Annotated in this window: 25 protein-coding genes; 5 read left to right on the forward strand and 20 right to left on the reverse strand. The window is 40.5% G+C overall.

Annotated features, from left to right (window positions below; all coding sequences use genetic code 11):
* Positions 1 to 5 precede the first annotated feature (5 nt).
* The 4 genes from EIZ39_RS15070 to EIZ39_RS15085 form a co-directional block, all read right to left on the reverse strand.
* Complete coding sequence (locus tag EIZ39_RS15070) at positions 6 to 989, reverse strand: MBL fold metallo-hydrolase (protein WP_129200808.1); 984 nt, start codon at positions 987 to 989, stop codon at positions 6 to 8.
* Positions 986 to 1,936, reverse strand: a complete 951-nt coding sequence (locus EIZ39_RS15075) for an SDR family NAD(P)-dependent oxidoreductase (protein WP_129200809.1) — start codon at positions 1,934 to 1,936, stop codon at positions 986 to 988. Before EIZ39_RS15075 ends, EIZ39_RS15070 begins: the two co-directional genes overlap by 4 nt.
* Positions 1,937 to 1,988: 52 nt before the next feature.
* Positions 1,989 to 2,558 (reverse strand): TetR/AcrR family transcriptional regulator, encoded by a 570-nt coding sequence (locus tag EIZ39_RS15080; RefSeq protein WP_129200810.1) that lies wholly within the window; start codon positions 2,556 to 2,558, stop codon positions 1,989 to 1,991.
* Positions 2,559 to 2,717: 159 nt separating this feature from the next.
* Positions 2,718 to 3,647: a DMT family transporter gene (locus EIZ39_RS15085; protein WP_129200811.1), complete on the reverse strand. Its 930-nt coding sequence runs from the start codon at positions 3,645 to 3,647 to the stop codon at positions 2,718 to 2,720.
* 165 nt (positions 3,648 to 3,812) lie between these two features.
* Between EIZ39_RS15085 and EIZ39_RS15090 the strand changes: the two genes are divergently transcribed.
* Positions 3,813 to 4,049 carry a hypothetical protein gene (locus EIZ39_RS15090; RefSeq protein WP_129200812.1) on the forward strand — a complete coding sequence of 79 codons (237 nt, stop codon included), beginning with the start codon at positions 3,813 to 3,815 and terminating at the stop codon, positions 4,047 to 4,049.
* Between the two features lie 44 nt (positions 4,050 to 4,093).
* Here EIZ39_RS15090 and EIZ39_RS15095 read toward each other — a convergent pair whose 3' ends face one another.
* Positions 4,094 to 6,133 (reverse strand): molybdopterin-containing oxidoreductase family protein, encoded by a 2,040-nt coding sequence (locus tag EIZ39_RS15095; protein WP_129201028.1) that lies wholly within the window; start codon positions 6,131 to 6,133, stop codon positions 4,094 to 4,096.
* A gap of 142 nt (positions 6,134 to 6,275) precedes the next feature.
* Positions 6,276 to 7,664, reverse strand: a complete 1,389-nt coding sequence (locus EIZ39_RS15100) for a hypothetical protein (RefSeq protein WP_129200813.1) — start codon at positions 7,662 to 7,664, stop codon at positions 6,276 to 6,278.
* A gap of 176 nt (positions 7,665 to 7,840) precedes the next feature.
* Here EIZ39_RS15100 and EIZ39_RS26680 point away from each other — a divergent pair, with 176 nt between their 5' ends.
* Positions 7,841 to 7,987 (forward strand): hypothetical protein, encoded by a 147-nt coding sequence (locus EIZ39_RS26680; protein ID WP_164985114.1) that lies wholly within the window; start codon positions 7,841 to 7,843, stop codon positions 7,985 to 7,987.
* Between the two features lie 188 nt (positions 7,988 to 8,175).
* Here EIZ39_RS26680 and EIZ39_RS15105 read toward each other — a convergent pair whose 3' ends face one another.
* Both EIZ39_RS15105 and EIZ39_RS15110 read right to left on the reverse strand, forming a co-directional pair.
* A complete protein-coding gene (locus EIZ39_RS15105) occupies positions 8,176 to 9,429 on the reverse strand; it encodes a hemolysin family protein (RefSeq protein WP_164985132.1) in 1,254 nt (417 codons plus the stop codon).
* 112 nt (positions 9,430 to 9,541) lie between these two features.
* Complete coding sequence (locus EIZ39_RS15110) at positions 9,542 to 10,402, reverse strand: manganese catalase (protein WP_129200814.1); 861 nt, start codon at positions 10,400 to 10,402, stop codon at positions 9,542 to 9,544.
* 444 nt (positions 10,403 to 10,846) lie between these two features.
* On the opposite strand from EIZ39_RS15110, the gene EIZ39_RS15115 reads away from it, so the two are divergent.
* From EIZ39_RS15115 to EIZ39_RS15120, 3 genes are all read left to right on the forward strand, one after another.
* Positions 10,847 to 11,062, forward strand: coding sequence for a YozQ family protein (locus EIZ39_RS15115; RefSeq protein WP_129200815.1), 216 nt, complete (start codon positions 10,847 to 10,849; stop codon positions 11,060 to 11,062).
* 36 nt (positions 11,063 to 11,098) lie between these two features.
* The gene (locus tag EIZ39_RS26685; protein WP_164985115.1) at positions 11,099 to 11,272 is read left to right on the forward strand and encodes a hypothetical protein; all 174 of its coding nucleotides are present in this window, start codon (positions 11,099 to 11,101) and stop codon (positions 11,270 to 11,272) included.
* 439 nt (positions 11,273 to 11,711) lie between these two features.
* Positions 11,712 to 12,299: a YitT family protein gene (locus EIZ39_RS15120; protein ID WP_129200816.1), complete on the forward strand. Its 588-nt coding sequence runs from the start codon at positions 11,712 to 11,714 to the stop codon at positions 12,297 to 12,299.
* 55 nt (positions 12,300 to 12,354) lie between these two features.
* On the opposite strand, the gene EIZ39_RS15125 is transcribed toward EIZ39_RS15120, so the two are convergent.
* The 12 genes from EIZ39_RS15125 to EIZ39_RS15185 all read right to left on the reverse strand — a co-directional run bounded on the left by EIZ39_RS15125 (position 12,355) and on the right by EIZ39_RS15185 (position 24,263).
* Complete coding sequence (locus EIZ39_RS15125) at positions 12,355 to 12,540, reverse strand: hypothetical protein (RefSeq protein WP_129200817.1); 186 nt, start codon at positions 12,538 to 12,540, stop codon at positions 12,355 to 12,357.
* Positions 12,530 to 13,156, reverse strand: coding sequence for a peroxiredoxin (locus EIZ39_RS15130; RefSeq protein WP_255433971.1), 627 nt, complete (start codon positions 13,154 to 13,156; stop codon positions 12,530 to 12,532). Before EIZ39_RS15130 ends, EIZ39_RS15125 begins: the two co-directional genes overlap by 11 nt.
* A gap of 126 nt (positions 13,157 to 13,282) precedes the next feature.
* Positions 13,283 to 13,921: a response regulator gene (locus EIZ39_RS15140; protein ID WP_129200820.1), complete on the reverse strand. Its 639-nt coding sequence runs from the start codon at positions 13,919 to 13,921 to the stop codon at positions 13,283 to 13,285.
* Between the two features lie 23 nt (positions 13,922 to 13,944).
* Positions 13,945 to 15,312 carry a sensor histidine kinase gene (locus EIZ39_RS15145; RefSeq protein ID WP_129200821.1) on the reverse strand — a complete coding sequence of 456 codons (1,368 nt, stop codon included), beginning with the start codon at positions 15,310 to 15,312 and terminating at the stop codon, positions 13,945 to 13,947.
* Positions 15,313 to 15,414: 102 nt separating this feature from the next.
* Complete coding sequence (locus tag EIZ39_RS15150; protein WP_129200822.1) at positions 15,415 to 16,491, reverse strand: glycosyltransferase; 1,077 nt, start codon at positions 16,489 to 16,491, stop codon at positions 15,415 to 15,417.
* Between the two features lie 18 nt (positions 16,492 to 16,509).
* Positions 16,510 to 17,625 carry a glycosyltransferase family 4 protein gene (locus EIZ39_RS15155; protein ID WP_164985116.1) on the reverse strand — a complete coding sequence of 372 codons (1,116 nt, stop codon included), beginning with the start codon at positions 17,623 to 17,625 and terminating at the stop codon, positions 16,510 to 16,512.
* A gap of 175 nt (positions 17,626 to 17,800) precedes the next feature.
* Complete coding sequence (locus EIZ39_RS15160; RefSeq protein WP_129200824.1) at positions 17,801 to 18,778, reverse strand: 5-oxoprolinase subunit C family protein; 978 nt, start codon at positions 18,776 to 18,778, stop codon at positions 17,801 to 17,803.
* Position 18,779: 1 nt separating this feature from the next.
* Positions 18,780 to 19,664, reverse strand: a complete 885-nt coding sequence (locus EIZ39_RS15165) for a 5-oxoprolinase subunit B family protein (RefSeq protein ID WP_129200825.1) — start codon at positions 19,662 to 19,664, stop codon at positions 18,780 to 18,782.
* A gap of 22 nt (positions 19,665 to 19,686) precedes the next feature.
* On the reverse strand, positions 19,687 to 21,753 hold the full coding sequence (locus tag EIZ39_RS15170) for a sigma 54-interacting transcriptional regulator (RefSeq protein WP_129200826.1): 2,067 nt from the start codon (positions 21,751 to 21,753) through the stop codon (positions 19,687 to 19,689).
* Between the two features lie 114 nt (positions 21,754 to 21,867).
* Positions 21,868 to 22,641, reverse strand: coding sequence for a LamB/YcsF family protein (locus tag EIZ39_RS15175; RefSeq protein ID WP_129200827.1), 774 nt, complete (start codon positions 22,639 to 22,641; stop codon positions 21,868 to 21,870).
* A gap of 2 nt (positions 22,642 to 22,643) precedes the next feature.
* Positions 22,644 to 23,996 carry an acetyl-CoA carboxylase biotin carboxylase subunit gene (locus EIZ39_RS15180; RefSeq protein ID WP_129200828.1) on the reverse strand — a complete coding sequence of 451 codons (1,353 nt, stop codon included), beginning with the start codon at positions 23,994 to 23,996 and terminating at the stop codon, positions 22,644 to 22,646.
* Between the two features lie 21 nt (positions 23,997 to 24,017).
* The gene (locus tag EIZ39_RS15185) at positions 24,018 to 24,263 is read right to left on the reverse strand and encodes an acetyl-CoA carboxylase (RefSeq protein ID WP_129200829.1); all 246 of its coding nucleotides are present in this window, start codon (positions 24,261 to 24,263) and stop codon (positions 24,018 to 24,020) included.
* Positions 24,264 to 24,272: the final 9 nt, after the last annotated feature.

Below are 24,272 nucleotides of genomic sequence, written 5' to 3' on the forward strand. Positions count from 1 at the left end.
ATTTTTTATACCGTTATGTAATGCCATACTCCATTCATTTTTTTCTTGTTAATCTTCTGGGCAACTTCTAGGTAATCTAAATGTCCTATAATCTCTGACATGACTAAAGCAAACTCTGATTGATACTTGTGACGATAACTCGCTTGAGCCAATTCGCTTGCTGTCGTGACACCTTGTTGAATGACACTCAGGAATCTTTCGGCCTTCTGATTGAGTCGTTGGAGTCGAGCAGCAATGAATTCACGATGAGTAGTAATGAGTTCTCCATGCCCTGTGAACAATGTATCTGCATCGACCTTAGCACAGATCTTTAGGGATTCTGAATAATCGATTAAGCTTTTCCTTCTCTTCCCATCGCTAGTAGGTTCGATCATGGCATTGCTGGAGATATGTTCAAGTACATGATCGCCTACAAATAACCATTTATTCTTGTTATCGTAGAATGACACGTGATCTGGGGAGTGCCCCGGTGTCTCTATTACATCTAAATTAGCTATACGCCCTGCTGGAAGAAGGGGAATAATATCTGCCTGAATAGCGTGCTTTTCATTAGTGGCCATGGCTTCCCTTAACTTTTTCACTTGTTTCTCCCCTGCTTCTCCGCAACCCATTTCTTCATACAGCTGTTGAAAGAAATCGATTCGCATAGAAAAGAACTCTTTGTTTCTTTTTAATCGGGGTATGGCTTCCTGGTGTGCATACACCGGAATTTCTCTAGGTAAAGCTGTCATAACACGATTAACAAGTCCAACGTGGTCGTGATGGTTATGTGTGATAAGAATTTGGTTTATGTCCTCTAAGGACTGATCGATTTTGTCGAGACCCAGCTTTAGATGACTCCAGCATTCTTCTGTGTTCAATCCTGCATCAATAAGGGTCAACCCCTCCTCGTTTCGGAGTAAGTAAAAATTAATGCTTTTCAGTCCATTATTCACAGGTATGATCATAGGACTGATCGTACATTCACCTCGTATAACTAAATCTGTCATGACTTCGTATTATCCCTCCGATTGGCTAAGTGCTCTAGGGTTAACTTAATCCCTTCCTCGTATGAGGTTCTTGGCCATTTTCCAAACTTCTGTTCATACTTCTCGCCGCTTAAAATGACAGGTTCTTCGTTCAAGTAAAACATCTCTACATACTCCCGCATCCCACTATTAAATAGGCCAAGCATTCGGATCATGTTTTTTGTCACTGTCGAAACCTTCTTCTCGTAACCTGTTGTCTCTCTAGCAATCTTGACAATCTCTGCACCCGTAATGACACCATATCCAGGTACATTCCAGTTTGCACCATATGTGTCATCTTGTAAAGACAGATCAACTATCGCCTTGGCTCCGTCCGGGGTAAAGATATATTCCCTTGCGATGTCTTGCTTGCCGACAAACATGGCTTTCTTATTTTCGACAATGGACTTGAATAGGAAATGCAATAGCGTGTTATCTGCATCCGGACCGTAGAAGTCTGGAAAATGGGCTATGAACATAGAGACTCCTGACTCTTTCGCTAATTGTTCTACATTCAGTCGAAGTTTTCCCTTTTTTGTGTGAGGATCTTTAGGGTGTTGTTCTGTTATAAGGGTTCCGTAACTTCTTCCATAAGCATAGATGTTATCGACAATGGCCAATTTGGCTCTGTGTTTCTTGGCTGTTCCAAGAATATTATTCATAAGAGTAGGTAGTTTAGTCGCCCAATCTTGATAAGGAATATTAGCTGCATGATAGATGATTTCCACTCCTTCTGCTGCTTGGGAAAGAGACTCCTCGTTAAAGAGATCACCAGAATAGATTTCCACCTCATCGAGAGTCCCAAACATGCTTTCTAACTTATCTCTGTTTCTTGCAAAGGCACGAACCTGAGTTCCTCTGCTTACTAGTTCTCTAACAATTGCGCTGCCCATGCCTCCTGAAGCTCCTAATACTAATGCTTTTTTCAATGTCATGACCTCCTTGTTATTGACCACTGTTCAAATAAACTCAAAAAAATAATTACCTTATCGCCCTCATAATGAAGTCCACATGGGATTCTGCAAGATCCTTTACCTCGTCATAGTCTTGATCACTTCGACAATAATGGGCAACAAATCCATGCAGCATGAGAAAGATAGACCAGATTTCTTTAATCTTTAATTTCTGTTCACTTAGTAAGTATAAGGATGAGGCAAAGTTGTCATAGCTTCGATTAGGTCCCTCGTTCGTATACCCCCTAACCTCTTCATCCTTTAATAGGAACATAATTTCGTAGTGATTCTGGTGTGTAAGTCCAAACCGAATGAACCTTAATAATATTTGTCTTATCTTCTCTATGGAAGGAGCTGATAGACTCATCACCTCTTCCAACTCATGATTAAGTAAAGAGAAATCCTCCTCTACGAGGGCGTAAAAAAGCTCAGCTTTGTTCTTAAAGTGATAGTAGATAGCTCCATGGCTGTAACCCAGCTCCGCTGCAATTTTTCGCATCGATACATGCTGGTACCCCTGCTTAACAAAAAGCATTCGAGCCACATTCATAATCATTTCTCTAGTCAGTTCTTTATCTACAGCTTTTCTTGGTGACATGAACATTTACCTCTACTTTTTATTGAACACTGTTCAAATAAATATTAATGGATAATTATGGACTTTGTCAATAGGAAAGTTAAAGGGCTTGAAAAAGTATGATTGTTTCTTATCATACTTCATCCAAGCCCAACTTTTTTAGTTGCATTAAATATCCTACTATGCGGACTTTACCTCGTTTTTGCTGCTCTTCATCGTTTTTAGCTTAAGTGTACTGATATAAACACCACCAAGCACCATGAAGGCACCGATAAAATGGTAAAATTGAAATTGTTCTCCGAGGATGATGACGGACAGAGCAACGGCTGATACGGGCATTACATTAATAAAGATGGAGGCCTTAGACGCCCCAATTTTACGTATGCCATCGTAATACATAATAAAACTGACGACCGTAACAAAAATAGACATGTGTAAAATGGAGAGCCAACTTGCTAGACTTGCTTGCGTAATATCTGCCCATGTGGTTTCCATGATTGTGAAGGGAAATAGGAATAGAGTTCCAAAGGCACAGGCGTAAGTTGTGGAGACCACAGCATTGTATTTATTCAGCACGACTTTCCCTACAACACTATAAGCTGCCCAGCTTAAAATAGCTCCTAATAAGATGAGATCGATGAATTCAAATTGAAGGCCAAGGATAACATCGAGTTTTCCTTGAGAGATGATGAACCCCACTCCTAATAAAGCCATAACCATTCCTACAATGTGATTTTTAGAGATTACCTCTTTTAGAAATAGACCAGCAAAAAGAGTAATGAACACGGGATTAGAAGCTATGAGTAAAGAACTTTTGATTACCGGTGCATATTTACTAGCCATAAAGAAACAAATATTGTAAATGGCTATACCGGTTAAACCTAGTACAGCAAAGAGACCCCAATCTCTTGGAGTTGGTTTAGCTCGATCCTTCTCCCTGTATCTCATGTACGGGTATAAGATCAGCGTCGCTCCCAAAAATCTTAAAAACGCAACGGTAATCGGTTCAAAACTTTCTACTGCATACTTGCCTGCAATGAAAGCTGTTCCCCAAATACTTGTTGCAACAGCTAATGTAATATAGGTCAACCATAACCTTTCCTGTTTCATTCCGGGTCATTTCCTCTCTGCCTATTTTTTCAGAATATCTAAACTTATTATGACAAAAATAATTCTTTTTGGCTAAACTTTTTTTAACCTTGATCCCTATATGAATAATGTCTTCCTCATAAGTAACAATAAAGGAAAGCACAAGGATTGGTATGGTGATTAGGAATGCAAAAGGAATCCAAAATCGTTGTCATTGACCCACAACTTCTTCATGTATTAAACCATCTCAAGGAAGATGAAGACTTTATGGCTTGGCTTAAAGAACCAAAAAGTGAGGACGATATACGTCAAACGGATATGCGTTACCCTAACGGACAAGTGGTTGCAGAGGAACATAAACTAGATCTGTATTATTTCTTTCGTATGATACTAGAAGAAAATAAAGATGGGGTTATTCATTAAAAAACTCCGAGTTTCCATTGCTCGGAGTTTTTTTGTGTTTTGTTTTAACAAATTCTTACTTCTACTTTTGTTGAGAAGAAAGTAGCTCCTCCACCCATGTCCGCTAGACGACTGGATGTAAGGGAATTAACTAAACGTTTAGTACCTGGCTGATCAGACCATAATCCATGAGTCACAACGGTCCCCTGAATGACTCGTTCGGTTACAAGTGCCTCGAACTCACATTCACCTCGATCATTGAAGACTCGAACCATCTCACCTTGCTTAATGCATCTTTCTCCTGCATCTTTAGGGTGAATATGAAGAAACGGCCCTTTTTCCATAGACATATGCTTTTCATTATTAGAAAAGGTTGAATTAAGAAAACCCCGATTAGGTCCTGGTATGAACAGAAGAGGATACTTTTCTCCCTCTTTTATTGAAGCGTACACGGGTAACGCAGGCAACCCTATACTTGCCATTTTTTCAGACAAGAGCTCTATTTTTCCACTGGGGGTTGGGAGTTTATTCGGGAACATGGGGCCATTATTGCGGTCCAGCTTCATAAATGACTTTTCCTTCAGCTTATCAAGGCTGATTCCTTTTAAGTAGGGATTATCCGATTGACTCAGAACATTTCGTAAAACATCCTCTTCCGTTTCATATAATTCCTTATCTTGATAACCCATCCCACGGGCCAATAAGCGGAATACATCAACATTTGACTTACTTTCTCCATACGGTTCCATAACTGGCCTTTGCAAATGGACATAGTGATGCCAATACGAAGTGTAGATATCTAAGTTTTCATAGGAAGAAGTGGCTGGCAATACAATGTCAGCATATTTTGCTGTTTCCGTTAGGAACAGATCATGGACTACGGTAAATAAGTCTTCTCTAGCAAATCCCTTCTTAACCTTGTTCAAGTCAGGGGTAACGACTAACGGATTAGTCCCATACACAAATAAGGAATGGATCGGGGGACTAAATTCCGTAAGAGCTTCTCCAATTTGGTTCATATTAATGAGTCGTGTTGGTTTCTGTTGTCGATTGTAAGGGATGGAAGGAAATTGCAGCATAGCAAAATCACCGTTTTCTCTTAGTGCCCCTCCTCCTTTTACCATCCATTGTCCTGTAAGGGAAGGTAGACAGGAGACGGTGCGTACAAACATACCACCATTGTCATGGTGCTGTGGCCCATTCCCGATTCGGATAAAAGAAGGACTAGTTTCCCCATACAGACGGGCTAGTCGATATATATCTGCCACGGGAACTTTTGTAATAGCGGACACCGTCTCTGGATCATATTCCTTTACCTGCTCGGCTAATTCCTGAAAGCCCAGGGTATATTCATGCATAAAATGCTCATCAATAAACCCCTCTTTGAACAGGATGTGCATAAGACCAAGGGCTAGGGCGGCATCTGTACCCGGTACGATCGGAATAAACCAATCAGCCCACTGTCCTGTTCGGTTTTGTTGTACATCGATCACGACAATTTGAGCCCCGTTTTTCCTTGCTTTTTCCGAAAACATGATTTGGTGCATATTCGTATTGAAAGCGTCGCATCCCCAATAGATGTGAAGTTTAGAGTGGATGGTATCTTCTGGGTCTGTTCCGTAGGTCGCTCCCATCGTATATCGATAGCCGGTATTCCCCGCTGCATTGCATATGGTTCGATCCAGTCTACTTGCTCCCAGACGTTCAAAAAAACGATTGCCCATCGCAACCATATTTAACCTGCCCATATTTCCTGCAAAGCTGTAAGGCAGAATAGATTCGGAACCATGCTCATGAATGAGGCGGGTCCACTGTTGTACGATGGTTTTTACCGCTTCGTCCCAGCTAATTCGCTCAAATCGTCCTTCTCCCTTAGCTCCTATCCTTCTCATTGGATAGGCAAGGCGGTTGACATCATAGAGTCTAGCTGGCATGTTCCTTACTTTATTACAAATGGCACCCTGGGTTATCGGATGGGTGGGATCCCCCTCTATCTTTACAATCTTCCCTTCCTTCTTGTGTACAAGAAGTCCACATGTATCTGGGCAGTCTAAAGAACATACAGAAGGGAAAACGCCCTCTGGTTGATCTATATAGGAAGGCATCATCCTTTATATCACCTCTCTTATCTCTTATTATCGCTTGATGATTCCTTATGTGATTTATTTACATGTATCATACCTTGTTTTACTATACCTGTCATTACTAGACAAAAAATGGCTATCCCGATGTGGGATAGCCCGTGTTTTACCTAATCGTTACTTGGAATGTTTGAGTTGTATCCCCTTCTTTGATCTTCGCTACAATTTTGTCATTCGCTCTCAATGCAAAATTAGAAAGTCCTGAAAGGATTACTGTATCGTTTACACTTATTGTAACGGTAGCGTCAGCATCTTTTGCTTCAACTGTTATTCCATTTAGGTTTTTTAGCTGTTCAAGCTTAATTTCGGCTCCATTCGTCGTAGTGAGTCCAGCCCAAGTGCTCAGCTCAATTCCCCCTACGGTAAATTTCTTTAAAGGATAATCAGCTTCATTGATCAGCTTCACTTTATACACTTCTACGAACTGGCCATTCTTGACGGTTAAAGCGACACGATCCCCAACTCTAAATGCTAGGTCTCTATACTGGCTAGGAGAATAGGTGACATCATTAATATTAATCGTAATATCTGCATTATTATCTGTGGTCAAAACATCTAACCCTCTTAAATCATCAGAGTTTCTTACTTGAAGAAGTGCTCCGGAGGCGCTAGTCAAACCCGACAGGTTTGTAATATCCTTATCGCCAATCTTGAATTGGTCTAACTTCAGGATAGCATCCTTGACTAAGGTGATTTTGTAGCTTAGCGTATTACTACCTTCCTTAACTGTTACGATAATGACATCATTGTTTAATAGTTGAATATCCTTCCATTGAGAAGATGGGAGATTATCACCATTTAAACTGATCGTAACATTGGCTTGATTATTTTTCGGTTGAATTTCAATCCCATTAAAATTAGAAAAGCTGTCTACCTTAAAAATTGCACCTTTCGTCGTTGTAAGTTCTGATAATTTACTTACATCAAGACCACCAATAGTAAACTTATTCAAACTTAAATCCACTGAAGAAACAAGCTGAATGGTGTAAGTCTGAGTAGTACTTCCATCTTTCACTGTGATAACAATTTTGTCTCCGGATCTGAACATGAAGTTGGCCAGTCTATCAGGTTGCAGCACGTAATTATTAACAGATACCGTAGTGTTTACATCCTTATTATTCGTTGAAAAAGAAATACCTTTAAAATTAGTGAATTCTGCAACCTCCAACGTTGCACCAGCTGAAGTCGATAGTCCTTCCAGCTTACTAGCATCTAAGCCACCAATAGTAAGAGTAGAAAGTGTAACATCAGCAGGTACCGGTTCTACCGGTTGAGGCACCATTTTCCCCTCTTTTTTAACCATGTTTCTTTGGATAGCTGCTTTGGCTACATCGTTTTTATTTCCTTTTGATAAGGCATTTTCTAATCCTGTTTTCTTTTGCACCGAAGCGGGTGAATCGTTTTTATGTGGTGGCGCTGCACCTGCATCTTTTACATATAGCCCAGAGCTGAAAATGAGTGACATAGCCAGACAAGAAACAACGATTTTCTTCATAATTAACACTCCCTTACGATTGATATATGCTACTTTGCCTTTGAGTCGATTATAAGATTCGATGCAAGTGGATATTTATGGGGGTAGTATAAAAAATTTGTAAATGGACCGATATTCATGAGGGATTAGGGGAAGATAAATTCGAAAAAGAATTTTGATTTAGGGGTGTTTACAATATGAAAGAAAACCATCCATTAGAAGGTAAAGCTCCATTGGAGAGCAATCCTATTGATCCTGCTTTTAAACCCAAAGAAAATGAACAAGACCCCAAATTTCGATTAAACGAACCCTTACGTCAAGCTCAAAAAGAGAGTGATCATTAGTTGTAAAGGGTTCCGTTACGGGGTGTAGAATAGCAAGGTAATTTTAACATTTGGCAGAATACAAGCCAGAGTTAAATAAAACAAAAAGGGCTTCTTTCAACATCACAGTTGAGAGAAGCCTTCTTTTGTGATTATATGGGAAAAACCACTAGCTTGCACCTATAGCCGGGACCCTCTCTTTTATTCTACTAAGCTTGGGTTGCTTCTACTTTTACTTTTCTGATGCGGCGATTCTCCACTTCTTCTACTATAATTTGGTAATCTGCATAACAAAACTGTTCACCATTTATAGGCACTCTCTCTAATTGTTCCACGATCCACCCTCCAATTGTATGATAAGTACTATCAGGATGAGGAATATTGAGGATCTTAGAAAAATCATCTAATTGAAATTGGGCGTCAAAAACAAAGGTAGTCTCATTCAGTCTCGTCATCACATTGATTTTTTCATCATGTTCATCCCAAATCTCACCGACTAATTCCTCTAAAATGTCCTCTAATGTAATTAATCCAGCTGTACCGCCGTATTCATCAATCACAATAGCCATGTGACTTTTACTCTTCTGCAGTTCAGGAAGCAAGGATGCTATCTTCATGGAACCGACTACAAACATGGGCTTTCTTAGTAAGGACTTTACATGAATTTCATCTTCCTGTAATAGAGCGGTAAGGAACTCTCGTTCAGATAGAATGCCAATGATATTATCGATATGTTCCTCATAGACAGGAACCCTAGAGAATCTTTCTTCAAAGAATAAATGCTTTATTTCTTCAACAGGTTGTCCTACCTCAATAGAGGTCATATCAATGCGAGGTGTCAGAATCTCACCTACCATGATTTCATTAAAGTCAAGGGAACGATGAACGAGTTCCTTCTCATTTTTATTAATAACCCCTTCTTCTTCACTAATATCTACCATAACCTTAATTTCTTCCTCAGTAATGGAAGGTACGTTTTCTTGACCACCTGAAAAAGCACGAGTCACGAAAGAACGTAACTTAGAAAATAGGAAGTTAATCGGTGTTAATAATCTTATGAGAAAATGTAGTGAACCTGATATTTTTAAAGCGTAAGTCTCTGCATGCTCTTTCGCAAAAGATTTAGGTAGGATCTCACCGAAAATGAGAATTAAAATAGTCATCACAACTGTACTAATGACGAGTCCACTACTCGCCCCGAATAAATCTGTAGCGACTTTCGCGGAAATACTTGCAGCAGCAATATTAACTACATTATTACCAACCAATATCGTGGACAAAGCATGATCAAAATTTTCAGAGATGTATAACGCCTTTTCACTACCTGTTTTTTTTTCACTCACATAATTTCTCAATCTTATTTTATTTAAACTAGAATAAGCCGTCTCAGCTGAAGAGAAAAAAGCAGAAATGAAGATTAGGATTCCAAGTGTAATGATTAATCCCCATGGCACGACGTCCAATGCACTCACGCTCCCGAACCATCTATTTCTATTAGTTTGTACAATCCGCTACGAATAATAACAAAAAAAGCCAACGTATTAGACGAAGGCTCGTAATTTTGTTAACTTTTGTTTAGATATGGGGTGGCATACTTGGCATGGCTTTCGGCGGCAAGGGAGGCATCGTATTGTGGACAAAAGGAGGTGCCGGTTTTAATACAGGCTTTTCACCAAAAGGTTTTGGTTGGGAAACATACTGGAACTGACCTAAGCCATCTGGACTCGGTCCTTTTGCCCATCTACCCGCAGCACTTTCCTCACCTCGCGAAAGATTGAAGAAAGCATACGAAACTTCTTGTTTCTCGAGTTGTCGCGGAAATGTGTTCGGAACGGTGCGTCCCTCCCTTTCTTCAAGTTCGGCAATAGCAGCAAGCCATTGGTTCTGGTGCATGGTATCTCGAGCTATGAGAAATGACAACATATCTTTTACACCACGGTCCGTTGTAGATTCATATAGTCTTACAGCCTGGAGACGGCCATTTGACTCCTTCACCAAATTCGAACGAAAGTCCGCCAACAAATTTCCGCTGGCATCGACATAACGTCCATTCCAAGGATACCCTACACTATCAGCAGGTTGAGCTCCTAATCCTGAAACGATCACATGCTGAGGGTTCATACCACCCAGCACAGCAGCTACAATAGGATCCTTAGAAACAAATTCTTCTTGATGCTGTACAGGAGCTTTATCTAATAAACGAGCAATCATAGTTGCCAGCATTTCAATATGTGCTAATTCTTCTGCACCGGTATCTAGAAGTAAATCACGATATTTAGCATCAGCACGACTTGCCCAACCTTGGAACAAATATTGCATAGCCACTGTAATTTCTCCGTGGGCTCCGCCTAAAATTTCTTGTAATTTCTTAGCGAATACAGGATCTGGTCGCTCTGGTTTAGCTTGGTATTGTAATTCTTTAACATGATAGAACATAGGCTCACCTTTCTTTAGCTAGAAATTATTACCTCTTTAGGCTATGCGACTAGATGCCTATCTGTTACATTTGTGAATTCAAGTCTATTGTCACGATACTTGATGAATCGACATAAGCTGGGTAACGAAGGTCTCAATGGATTATCCATATTGTTTTATAGGGGTGTCCCTAAATGATTACTTTACTTGCTTCCGGGGTTTTGGGTGCTGTTGTTACCATCATTATAGGTGTCTCTTCGAGTGCTAAAAGAAGAAAAAATAAAATCACATAAAACGACATATTGAACATACAATTCAAATTGGGGAAGCCAACAAGATGTTTCCCTATTTTTACGAGAGAACGGTTTGGGCTACCGTTCTCTCGTATTTTATGTCTATAAAGCATAGTTTAAGGATGAAAAACAAACATTATGTAAAGAGTGAACTTGAAGGGAGATCAACTATATGGACCAATCCAGATTTTCTACTGATGACAAATTAGCTGAAAAAATGTATGAACCCAAGGATTATCAATCCAATTCCACACTTAATAAAGGACTAGCAATTACGCATGAACAAGTATCTGACGCTTATATGGAGGGCAGTATTGATGCCGTTATTGAGAACGCGCAAGGTACTGGTGAAGATGCTCAGATACCAAGGGAAGGATTTGAGCAATAAGAAAGTCACTACCATCATCAACAAAGGAGTAGAAACATGAATCCAAAAGATGCAAACTTAAAAAAGAAAAACAACTTAGATGATATTGATCGTTTTACTAATGAAGGCTTAGCTGGTGGTCGAAGCGGTGAATTTGAACATAATGGTGAAATTGATGATGCAGTCGAAATACCAGAAGAGTCTCCCCCAACCATAAACGGAAATCCATAATTTTTCAAAGGTGTTCCTAAGAAGGGGCACCTTTGTTTTCGGACAATATACCAGATAAGTAAGTGTGAATACGATAGTAGGGGTTGAACATTCTACATTAGAGGTGATAGGAATGAGTAACTGCCACTGTTTTCCCCCATACTTTTCGGCGTATAGGCAGTACCCTTACATGTATTACACTTCCCCTTATATCCCTGGCTATGCCATACCTGTATTCAATCCACAACAACCTTATGTACCTACACAGCCGTTTGTACCGCTTACAGGAGGGATTCTGCCACAAGTTCCTCAAGTTATTAGTCCCATACCCCATATATCGATCCCACCTATTCGAAATTGAGTTATCAGCGTCTTTGGACGCTTTTTTTTATACATATCGAATGACTCGTTTACATAGGAATAGATAGGACATTGTCCAAATCAAAAAGCTGAGGTCTTTATGAAAATGCTTAAAGAAATATTTGTAGTCATGATAGGAAGTATATTAATCGGTTTAGGGATTAATGTTTTTATCATTCCGACTAACTTAGTAGACGGCGGTATGATTGGCATAGCACTCCTTCTTAATTATGTTTGGAACTTGAATGTGGGGATTGCTCTTTTTATATTAAGTATACCTATCTTTATCCTGGTTTGGTTTTATAAAAAATCTTTTGTTTATCGTGGGTTCTTAGGAATTGGTGTTACTTCATTTATTGTTCACCTTTTCAGTACCATATCGATAGTTCCTTTATTTGATCCGCTCTATTCCGCCCTGTTAGGCGGATTCCTTCTAGGAAGCGGGGTTGGATTCATGTTTTTATTTGATGTGAGTACAGATAGTCTGGATTTATTTGCTCTCTTCTTATCAGACAAGTTTAAAATTAATATCGGTTTGATGGTATTTATCCTTGATGCCTTCGTTATTGGAACAGCATTTATCATCGTCAATCACCAACAGATTCTTCTATCCCTTATTGCGATATGTGCCCATGTTTGTGCCATCATTATGTTTAACCTATTTAAAAGTAGGGAAATACCGACATAGAGGAATAAAAAAACTAAGGCTCTAAACATTAGTGTCCAGAGCCTTAGTTTATATTTTAGCTATAGGTATTTTCCACGTTTGTTCCTTGCTCATACGCTTCGTTCATTTGTTCTAGTTGTTCTATCTTCTGCTGTTCGTTTAAGCCAGGGTCTCCAAGGATAGATTGGGATATCACTTTATAGGTCATATCGTTATATCCTGAGTCTTGGAACATTTGCATATAAAACTCTTTATTGGACATTGATGTTTTGTCCCCTTTCAACTTTCGGAATTTCAGGTCTCCATTCCTTCCATACTTCTCCGGCTAGATCCATAGAAGGTTTTACAGTGGGGTCACCTACCTGCCAACCGCATGGCGTTCCTTCTTTCGTAGCTTGGTAATGCTGATAAGCTTTTAGTTGACGAAGGATTTCATCTGCATTTCGACCTACTGCTCCATTCATTACTTCTCCTGATTGAACAACTCCATTTGGATCTATAAGAAAAGTTGCTCGCTTGGTTTTCCCTGTATCCGTTTCGTATATATCGTACATTTTTCCAATTTGACCATTTTGATCTGAGAGCATCGGATAAGGTATCCCGCCCTCCACCATCTTCGACAATTCAGTCTCATCCCAAACTTTATGGGCTAAGATACTATCTACACTGATGGACAAGACTTCGCAATTTAAACTTTGAAATTCAGCATAACGAACCGCTATGCAAGCGCATTCGGTAGGTCAAACAAAGCTAAAATCAGAAGAATAAAAGAAGAGAAAAACCCACTTCCCTTGATAATCTTGGAGATCTATCTTCATTTTTCTACCCTGGTAGTATGCGTCCGCTGTGAATAATGGAGCTTGGCCTCCAACGATCATTCTCTTTCTCCTTTCACAACTAAAGAATATATGGTTAGGTTGTCCTGATTAGGATAACCTATGTAATCCCTAGAGTACGTTTTTCTGCCCAAAAAAAGGACCCATTCAGTGAGGGCCCACAAAAATTTAAATCATTTTTTTCTTCTTTGCGATAGCGGCTGCATCCTTACTCGACTTTAGCCCCATCTTCTTTAAGATTCGATTAATGTGATTCTTGATTGTTCGTTTGGAAATAAACAAGCTTTTTTCCATTTCTGATTGGGTTTCACCTTTGTGGATTCGCTGTAGAATTTCTTTTTCTGATGTAGTCAAGAGATTTTGATCCTCTTCTCGCTTCAAGCGAAGAAATTCTTGTCGCAAGGCCAAAGCGGCTGAAGGGTGGATGTTGGATCGATTATGGTATGCATCACGAATCGCGGGAACAATCTCTTTAAAATGTAATTTGTTTAGATAATTGACAACACCGGCTGAAAAAGAGTCTACGATCACTTCTTCTCGGGTAAGGGATGTCATCATGATAATTTTAGTTGATTCCTTTCTATCCATTAAATCTAGCGCTAATTCAATCCCATCTAAATTGTTCTCTGTTAGATTAATGTCTAGAATCACGACGTCACTATGACATGATTCAAATTGATGAAGGGCATGTGTCTTGGTTGCAGCCGTACCTACAACCTCCATGTCCTCTTCTTGATTAATTAAATCCTGAATTCCAGTTAACCATACGGGATCATCCTCCACGAGCATAACTCGTATTGGCTTCATTACTCGCTCACCCTCCTTCGTGTTTAATTGACCAGTCTATCTAATGGGAAGTATAAGAACACCGTTGTTCCTTGGTTCTTTTCACTATGAACTTCTAGTAGTCCTCCATGCTTTCGCATAACATTATAACAATATGATAAACCTAAACCGAAATTAGTAGAACTATTTTTCTTCGTAGAGAAGAAAGGATCTAATATAAAGGGAAGATTTTCCTTAGATATACCAGAACCATTATCCTCAACAGAGACGACTAGATATCTCTTACTCGTATAGAGGTTAAATTTAATTACACCGTCTTCTCTGAGTGCCTCTACGGCATTGACTACCAAGTTCGTGAATACTTCATGTAAATGGACGGCATCACATTGTAGCCTGATGCTTACATGAGGTGGTATGATAACGTTCGCTTGTTTAGAAGCCATGATGGGCTGAGCTTGTGAGACGGCCTGCTTAATAACAGTTACTAAGTCATGTGAATTCTCTTGTAAGGTAATGTCCTGCATCTTGGATCGTATTCGTTGCACCATGGCAAGTAAGTGTTCCGTTGATTGCATGATCACCCTTACATCCTTCTGTAGGGCTTCGTTATGCGTTTGCTCCGCATAGTTCTCTATACGATGTGCATACAATTGAACCTTGCCAACTTCATTTTTTACAGAATGGTTTAGAATTTCCGCTCCAGAGGTCATCGCCCGAAACGTCGTGTCTAATCGATGTCGTTCAACTCTAATCTTGACCCCTAAGACCCCATATTTCAATGAGAATATAAGAAAGAGGATGAACTGTGCTGCAATAATCCAAAGATTATACTTCCATGCATCATATAATCCCATGGTACGGAAGATATAGATGGTTACCATGACAAATAGAACAGGGATCACACAAAGGATGATTGTGATTACATGACTTCTTTTCATGATAGGATCTCGTTCTTTTACGAACTGCATGACAATTAGATAGGAACCAACTAAAATATAGGGAACAACCCAAAGAACCATCCAACCATAGTGGAATTGAAGCTCCGGGATGATCGGCGTTACATACCACGTGATCAAGATAGGAATGAATAATAACAGCGAGAGATGTTTTTTTAACCTTTTTGCTCCTTCAGGCTGAGAATAGACGGCAAACATCAAAAAAGCATAAGGAAGTCCCGCTTGACAAATGTAGGAAGAAATATTACTTAGATAGTCTAAAGTCTGAAGCAGTGTGTTCGTTTGATAGTTTGATTGCATAAAGTAAGGAAGCCAGATCTCATCTATAACCCCAGCAAGGAATCCAAATCCTCCAATAAACGCTGTGGCGCTTGCCCACCTAGTCGATATTCGCTTACCATCCGTAAACCAAATGACACCACCTAGTATCCAGACAGCCAGAAGTACGATAGCCATGATATGAAAACTCCTCTTCTAATTTCATCTCTCATTATAATTGATTTTTGTGTGAAGAGGGAAAAAACAATCCCTCACGGATGTCCATGAGGGTAAAAGGAGTTATTTTGCAACTTTTTGGTAGATCCTCTCTAGTTTTCTCACTTGCTTCTTGATATTGTGTTCTTTCTCTATGAAAGCGCGAGCGGATCGAGTCAGTTTTCTCCACTTTTTCTTTTGTTTAATCATCCTTATCATCTGCTTTGTTAGGCTGCGAATGCTGCCTTGCTTCGCGAGAAATCCTGTTTTTCCATCTTTAATGAGTTCGGGAATGCCTGAGTGGTTCGTAGATATGGCCGGTAGGCCAGAAGCCATAGCCTCGACTAGAGAATTAGGGATTCCCTCTTTATCGCCATTTCGAGCTGTTCGACTTGCTAGGACAAAAACATGAGCCTTCTTCAACTCTTTACGGACTTCCTTATGAGAGAGCTTCCCTTTTAGGGTTACGCATGATTTTAGCCCTCTCTTTCTAATCATCCTTCTAAGTTTAGAACGCATACTACCATCACCGACGATGATGAGCCGGGTTTTAGGATATTTGCGGTGCACTCGGGCAAAGGCTTGAACTAAGATATCCATCCCTTTTTTCGGGACTAATCGTCCAATACTTAGGAAAGTAATGTTATTTTTTCTTGGGGGCCTACGTAACTTAAAGGGAAATTTTTTTAGGTCGATGCCCGTTTTTATTACTCTAATTTTTCGTTTGGGACATTGTAAACGTATAAGCTTTCTTTTCATTTCCCTTGAAACTACGAGTACACGGGAGCTATGCCTAAACACGGATCTTAGTTTGCGCTTATAACCTCTTTCTCTCAAACGAGCGGATACGTCCTTGCCGTGGAAGGAACTGACCAGAGGAATGGAAGTTTTTCGTTTGTAAGGAAGGATTCGAATAGCAGAAGGTCCAAAAAAGGCTTGAATAACAGCTGTTCTTTTTTGTTTCATAAAGCGAGGAATATTCCGTATTTTTCTCATCTTGTAGATTCGTGGATAGGGAAACTTCTTACGATTCTTTATCTTATCTGTTAAAAAGTATCCCTTAAAACGCCTTATATTTTTAATACGCTCGTAAATAAATGTTTCTGTAGGATTGAGATAAGTGGTTTTTACAAAAGCTACCACTTTTCTTCGTCTAGCCATCTGTATACCACTCTCCTATTAAACAGATTGATAAACTTTATTTAGTTTACTTACCACGGAGTGCCATGAAAACTTTTTAGCGACAAGTCGGTAGCCGGCCAACCCCATTTTTCTGCGACGGGATTTGTTGCTGAGAAGACGATTTATATATTTTGCCATCTTCTTTATATTTCTTGGGTTAACTAGATAACCTGTTTTCCCATGCCGAACAGATTCTTTAATTCCTCCTCGGTTTGATGCCACTACAGGTAATCCAGAAGCCATTGCTTCAATATTCACTCTTCCGAAAGGTTCCTTCCAGATCGATGGACATACGAAGACATCCGCAATAGCATAGCATTCTGCCACTTTCCTCGAAGATAAGAATCCAGTAAATCGAACTCGATTTTTACCTAGCTTTTTGTACGCGAGTCGCTCTATTCTACGGAAGTAAGAATTTTTTTTGTTGACCCCATGATCCGGCCCTCCAACGACCAATATCAAGAGATTCTTTTGTTTCTTCTTTAGAATCTTTGCCGCTCGAATTAAACTGTGTATTCCTTTTTTTCTCGTAATTTTACCTACGAATAAGACGACCTTTTTTCCATTTACCCCCCATTTTCTCCTTAAGCGAGCGACTCGCCCTTCGCTTCTCCACTTATTGATATACTTGTTAGGGTTCACTCCAAGATGAACAGTTCTTATTCTGCTGCCTTTTATACGAAAGCGACGAAGGGTATCTCGGCGTGTAAAGTGACTGTTCGCGATGAAGAAATGAGTCTTTTTTATTCCTAACTTCGTCCCTTTCTTTTTCTTTTTAACGAGGTTATGCAGGTTTAGGACATGTTTGGCCTTTGGTGCCGCCTTTCGAAGCTTGGAAACAAAGTGAGGACGATTAAACGTGTGTACGATATGAAAAGAAGATCTCTTTATTTGTCTTGCAACAGAGGAAAGGTAATTTTTCCTACTCATTCTATAAACTTTAACCTTTTTCTTCCTGTAGGGATTAGGAACCCTTTTCCCGCCAGGTGAAAACAATGTGATACGGTGCTTCTTAGCCATTCTGCGAAGGACCTCATCCATATAAAGCTGAACGGCCCCCCCTTTAACGGGAGGTACAGGACGCGTCTCAGGTGCAACATAGGCAATTTTCATCCGGCACATATCCTTTCTGATTGTGTTTAATCACAAACAAGAAGATTCTATATTACTCTATTCACAGGATGGACTAGTGGAATAAAGCGTTTGTCTATATTTTCGTATAAATAGTTAAAAAAGCTTTCTCTAGTCACAGAGAAAGCTTTTGCGTACTTTTATTCCCTTAGAAGTTTTACACCTTTAAAATTTCCGTTAAAGCCGCCATTTTCTTTTGCTGATTCCTTCTTACTTCCATCGCTTGATCTACAGTTAGTGCGATAAATTTGGCTTTCGTTTGTGGCCGGGATTGTGCAATTAGGTCTAAATCTGTGCTAATAACGGTTCCTATTGTAACAAAGCCTCCTCCAGATGTGGCATCATTGAGTAAGACAATGATTTCATCCTGGTTAGGTGCCATGACGGCTCCAATCGGATAGGCAATGTCGACTACATTGGAAGAATTATTACCTGCACCAAAGGGTGGATCAACCCCTTTAAAGGCTAGCGTAGCACCAGTATACCGATAAGCTACACGGTTTGATTCCGTAGATACTGTCCATTCCGAATTTAGGAAGGCCTTGATTCCTTCATCGCTTATTCTATAACTAGATAGCCCCATAACAACACGTAGCTCTTGACTATTCTTAAAGAGAGGAAGAAAATCTTGGGGAACTTGTTTTCCAACCTGCTTAAATACTCCTGGAAGTGTCTCCCCTGCCTCGAGAATATCCTCAGCTTCAAGCTTTCTTCCGGCAAAACCACCTAATTGGCTTAAGATATACGTAGATCGACTCCCCATGACGACTGGAACTTGAATGCCACCTGATATGCAGAGATAGGTTTTAATACCTTGCTTTGAAAATTTAAAAGACAATATATCTCCCTCTTCCGCTTGAATAGCTTCCCAGTAAGGAACGTTCTTGTTATTTAAGAAAGCCTCCATTGGGGCACCGGTAAGAGCGAACACGGTTCTCTTTTGAAATTGAATTTTTGGACCTAGTAGGGTCATCTCAAGTCCAGCATAATCAATGGGATTGCCTAATAATAAATTTCCTATCATGAATGAATACTTATCTGCAGCACCAGATGGTGGCATTCCCAAGTGGTAATGACCATAGCGCCCCATATCCTGTACCGTTGTGTGTAAACCGGGCTCTAGTATCTTTAACATGCTAGAAACCCTCCATTAACCACTCAATATACATCTTCCCTTTAGCAAAATACTCTTCAGGGGAAAATTCGATGTGTTTCATTCTGTAACGGTAGGTGCCGTCCTCCACTTGTTTCACTATTTGATTATATTCTTGCTCTTCAATAGCGCGATGCTTCCATAGGTCCCCTGGGCGGGCTAAAAAGTAGGAATCCCCCATGTCGATGAGCCGTTTATGCGGGTCAAACACTGGAACAGCTGACATGCCGATTAATTGATAACTTCCTGGACCCTCAGCTGGATATACGACGGTAAAAGCCCCGCCGACTCCTACACCCTGCTTTGGAGTTTCCGTACGAGGGCTCAGGTACTTGGGTGACTGTATCACTTCTTCAGGGCTTAAACCGAGAGGGAACTCCCAAGCTGTACCAGGGATGAAGCCGACCATGGTAATGAGGTATGGCATACTTGAATGGGCGTTAACGAAACTATGTTTATCTTTGTAACCGTTTACTTTCATGACAAACTCAAAGTTAGATAGATCTGGTTCTTGGTGTCGAGACCTAGATCTCATAGAATATTCTTTAGATATAGGATCATCATACCATGTAGGGATCTCCACCATTCGAATGCTAAGATTAAGTTCAGCAGGATTACTCTTCGTTATATCAATATCCTTTAAATAATCTAGTAAGTCATGTGGTGATATCAATTCAGGGTTGAATCTTACAAGATAAGAAGCATTCGAGGGGCAAATATCGACGATACCTGGTATGTTTCTACGCTGAAGCTCTTTTGTTATGGCTAAGGCCTTGAAGTTACTTTCTGCACTCATATCACGAGAGATCTCAGCATATATGTATTCGTCACCGCCAAACTCAAATCGTGTCTCTGGTAAGGTAAACATGACTTGTCCTCACTTTCCCTATTTACCTAATCATCTTTTGTATACGCCGACTGATGGTAGCCTGACTAACTCCAAGTACTTCCGAAACTTTAGATGCGGTTCCGTACTTCTTGAGCCCAAGTTCAATTAACTGATTCTCAAGCTCTTTAACCGCTTCCTTAAGTGGCATGATTTCGTATACCATAGGTTTTGAGCGTGTTGCTTTTGAATCTCCATATAATACGCTCAACACATCTTGTTGTTGGATGAATTCTTTTCTACTAGTCACTAATAGTCTTTCAATTATATTTTGTAATTCTCTTACATTTCCTGGCCAATCGTAGCTTTCCAGTACCTCTAAAGCTTCCCTAGACAAATTTTTGTCCTTTTCGTACGTGCGGTTGAACTGCTGTAAAAAATGAAGGCACAGGGAAACGACATCTTCCGTTCTTTCCCGGAGAGGCGGAATTCGTAAAGGTATGACATTTAATCGATAATATAAGTCCTCTCTAAACCGACCCTCATTTACTAATTCCTTTATATTTTGATTTGTGGCAGCAATCACACGAACATCCATTTGAATGGTGCGCGTACCTCCTACCCGTGTCACTTCTCGTTCTTGTAATACTCGTAGCAGCTTGACTTGCATACTTAAAGGCAATTCGGCTATTTCATCTAAAAATATGGTTCCGCCGTTCGCTAGTTCGAAAAATCCAGGTTTCCCCTTTTGGTCTGCACCCGTGAAAGCTCCTCTCTCATAACCGAATAGTTCGCTTTCTATTAAGTTATCTGGAATCGCTCCACAGTTGACTCGTATTAGTGGTTGATCTCTTCTTCTGCTGGTTTCGTGAATCGCTCTAGCAAAGACCTCCTTGCCTACTCCAGATTCTCCTGTTAGTAGTACAGTAGAATCAACCTGGGCAATTAATTTCATTTCGTCTACTAGATCTTCCATAATCCGTGAGCGATAGATAAGGGAACGTGAAAATTGATTCTTAGCTTGTAGCTCGTCTATCTCCTGTTTGTACGCGTCGTTAGCTTTTCGAGCCAGCTTTAACTTCTCTTTTAATTGATTCGTTTTCGTGATATCTCGAGAGACAATCACGATTTTTTCAAGTTTATCCTTATGATAGATAGGAGTTGCAACAGACCAGATTTTCCTTCCATAGATGGTTTCTTGGATACTGGTTAGTTTCTGTTTCTTCTTCAGACATAACTCTACAATATTAGGCTGGAATATACCTCTGCTCTCGAATTGTTTGACTGTTTGTCCAATGACATCATCCGATGAATCTAGCATCCAGAATTCCTTTAAGAAAGAACCAGCTAAACGGATGATTTTCCCTTCAGGATTCACTACAAGAATTTGTTCGTGTGAGGAAGAGTAAACAGCCTGTAGGTCGGAATAGAGATTTCTTACAAATTCCAGTTCTTGTACAGCTTCTTCAAATTCTTCTCGGAGGAAGAAAATATGAACAAGTCCCGTAATCTTTCCATCTAAGAAGAGGGGAGTGAAATTCCCGCTGATCTGCTTAAAGTTAAGGGAGCTGTTCACACTTACAAACCTTTCGCCTTGAAGGACTTCCTCTAAATCTCGGTCCACTGTGAGGAGTGTCTTATAGTTTCTGTAAAGCAAGAAAGACCTTGAAAGCCCCAATATTTTTTCCGCTGTTTCATTTATAAATTGAATCTCAAGGTTCTCATTTGTCGTGATGACACCTACTCCTGCACCGTTAAGGATCCCATTCATGTGTTCAAGTTGGATCTGGTTTATTCGACTCTTTGCCTGTTTTACCGTACTGTAGCCCGTGACCGCACCTTCCACATCCATGCCGAGGACAACAGAAATATTATGGTATGATTCTACATGTACATGTTCGGGTACTTTCAGAACGTCTATTCTGTACTGGATGGGTTGGTGTAGATTCGAATGAGTAGTAAGTTGCTTCAACAAGTGATCTCGATCAATGTATCCTAGCCACCTCTTCGCTTTATGAACGAAGGCAATCTCGGCTTCATTTTGCTCCAGGGCAATAAGGACTTCAAGCAACGTATCTTCAGGTGAGATGATCACTTGGATAGGTTGTAGAATCTCTTTCCAAAGAATCACAACAGGTCCTCCTTATCAACCGTAATTCCTACAAACCAAATTATACCAAACATTAAAGGTAATGGACATTCTTTTTAGATTTTGATCTAATACAAAAAGAAGGAGGGGCATTCTCTAGCCCACTCCTAGTAATTTTGTCACGGGAGAAATCCCAATCCCGTTCTTTTTGAGTTCTTTAACAATAACTGACGCCAATTCAGGTGCTCTGGGTGTATCACCATGAATGCAAATGGTGTCAGCCACCATATCGACTTCTTCGCCTGTGTGGGCGATGACCTTCCCTTCCTTGACCATCTTTACGACTCGCTCTGCCATGGCTTGAACATCCTGAATTAACGGACCACTTCGTGTTAACACAATCGATCCTGTTACCGTATGTTGTCGGTCAGAATACATTTCTCTTGCAACGGGAATCCCCATGATTTTCGCTTCTTCATAGACCTCCGACCCATTCAGTGCAAATACAATGGTTTCGGGGTCCACTTCAGCAATGGCTTCAAGGATGGCACGAGCTATCGTCTTGTCCTCCATCGCCTTCATATATAGGGCGCCGTGAGGTTTCACATGCTGAATCCTCACCCTATTGGCACGAGCAAATTCTCGCAGGGCACCTACCTGATAAGTAACGTAGTCTTTTATTTCCACAGCTGTACACGTCATATAGCGTCGTCCGAAACCCATTAAGTCGGGAAAGCCGGGATGCGCTCCGATGCCTACACCGTACTTTTTCGCTAATTCGACTGTCCTTCTTATGACATGGGGATCTCCCCCGTGATACCCACAAGCAATATTCGCAGATGAAATATATTGCATCATTTCTTCATCATTTCCTAATACATAATTGCCGAAGCTCTCTCCCATATCACAATTAAGGTCTACTTTAAACACGCTTATGATCCTCCCTCATCCCACACAGACTCTACTAGTCTAGTCGTATAGTTCCCTTCGATAAATCCTCTATCGCCCATCACTTGTTCTAATAATAGAAGGTTGGTTGTTATTCCATGGACCTCTACCTGCTTCAAACAGTCCTTCATTTTTTCGATGGCTAGTTCGCGAGTTGAAGCATGAGTAATGATCTTGCCAATCATTGGATCATAGAAAGGACTGACCTTCGTTCCTTGTTTAACAGCGAAATCCAACCGAACGTCTTGGTCCGGAAGGTGAAGCTCTTGAATAGTACCAGGAGATGGAAAGAAGGTCTTTGGATCCTCTGCATATAGTCTGCACTCTATGGAATGACCAGTCTGTTGGATATCGCTTTGCACAAATGGTAGCTTCTCGCCTTCCGCCAGACGGATTTGCAGTTCAACCAGATCGATTCCTGTTGTTTCTTCCGTAATGGGATGCTCCACTTGGAGCCGCGTATTCATTTCAAGGAAGTAAAAGTTTTTATGCTCATCCATAATGAATTCCATCGTTCCTACATTCTTGTACCCTATGTGCTTCACACCAGCTAATGCGGTTTCAAGCAAACGCTTCTTCGTCAATGGATCGAGAAAAGGCGAGGGTGTTTCTTCTATAATCTTTTGATTTCTTCTCTGAACGGAGCACTCTCGTTCAAATAAATGAACAGCATTTCCATATGCGTCACAAGCGACTTGAACTTCGATATGATGAGGGTTTTCAATCCATTTTTCGATGAATAACGTTCCATCACCGAAGGAAGACGACGCTCGTTGCATAGTAGAAGCAAAGGATTTACGTAGATCTGCTTCGGAATGAATTAATTGCATTCCTATCCCGCCACCACCAGCACTAGCTTTAAGCATAATAGGATAACCTACTTGTTCTGCAATGCTTAGGGCGTCTTCTACACGATCTAATTTTCCATCCCATCCAGGTACTACTGGTACACCCGCTTGTTTCATATGAAGTCTTGCTTCGATCTTGCTTCCCATGCGTTCAATTTGCAGGGCATCCGGTCCAATAAAAACGATGTTTTCTTCTTCACACCGGCGAACGAGTTGAGGATTCTCCGATAGAAAACCATATCCTGGATGAATCGCATCCGCTTCACTTTCCCTAGCTGCTTGAATGATTTTTTCTATGTCCAAATAACTTTTTTTTGCTTGTGCTGGTCCGATACAAACCGCTTCATCTGCTTCCTCTACATATGGGGCTTCGAGATCTGCTTCAGAATAGACGGCAACCGTTTTGATTCCCATCTTACGGCATGTGCGAATAATTCTTCGCGCAATTTCTCCCCTGTTGGCGATCATAATCTTCTCAAAAGTTGCCATAGAGTCCTCCACTTCGCTGTATTATTCTACTCGAAGAATGGCGATTTGCTGTCCTGCATCTACAACATCTTCATTCTCAACGCAAAATCGCTCGATAACGCCGTTCGTTTCAGCCTTAACCTCGTAGAAGTTTTTCATTACTTCTATCAGGCACAGGATATCCCCAGCATTCACATGCTGTCCTTCTTTCACATAGTCTTCTTGGTCTGGAGAGGGCTTTCGGTAAAAAACTCCAGGAATCGGAGACATAACAGTGTGATCACTCATGAACACCAA

This window comes from Ammoniphilus sp. CFH 90114 (assembly GCF_004123195.1).
GTDB lineage: Bacteria > Bacillota > Bacilli > Aneurinibacillales > RAOX-1 > YIM-78166.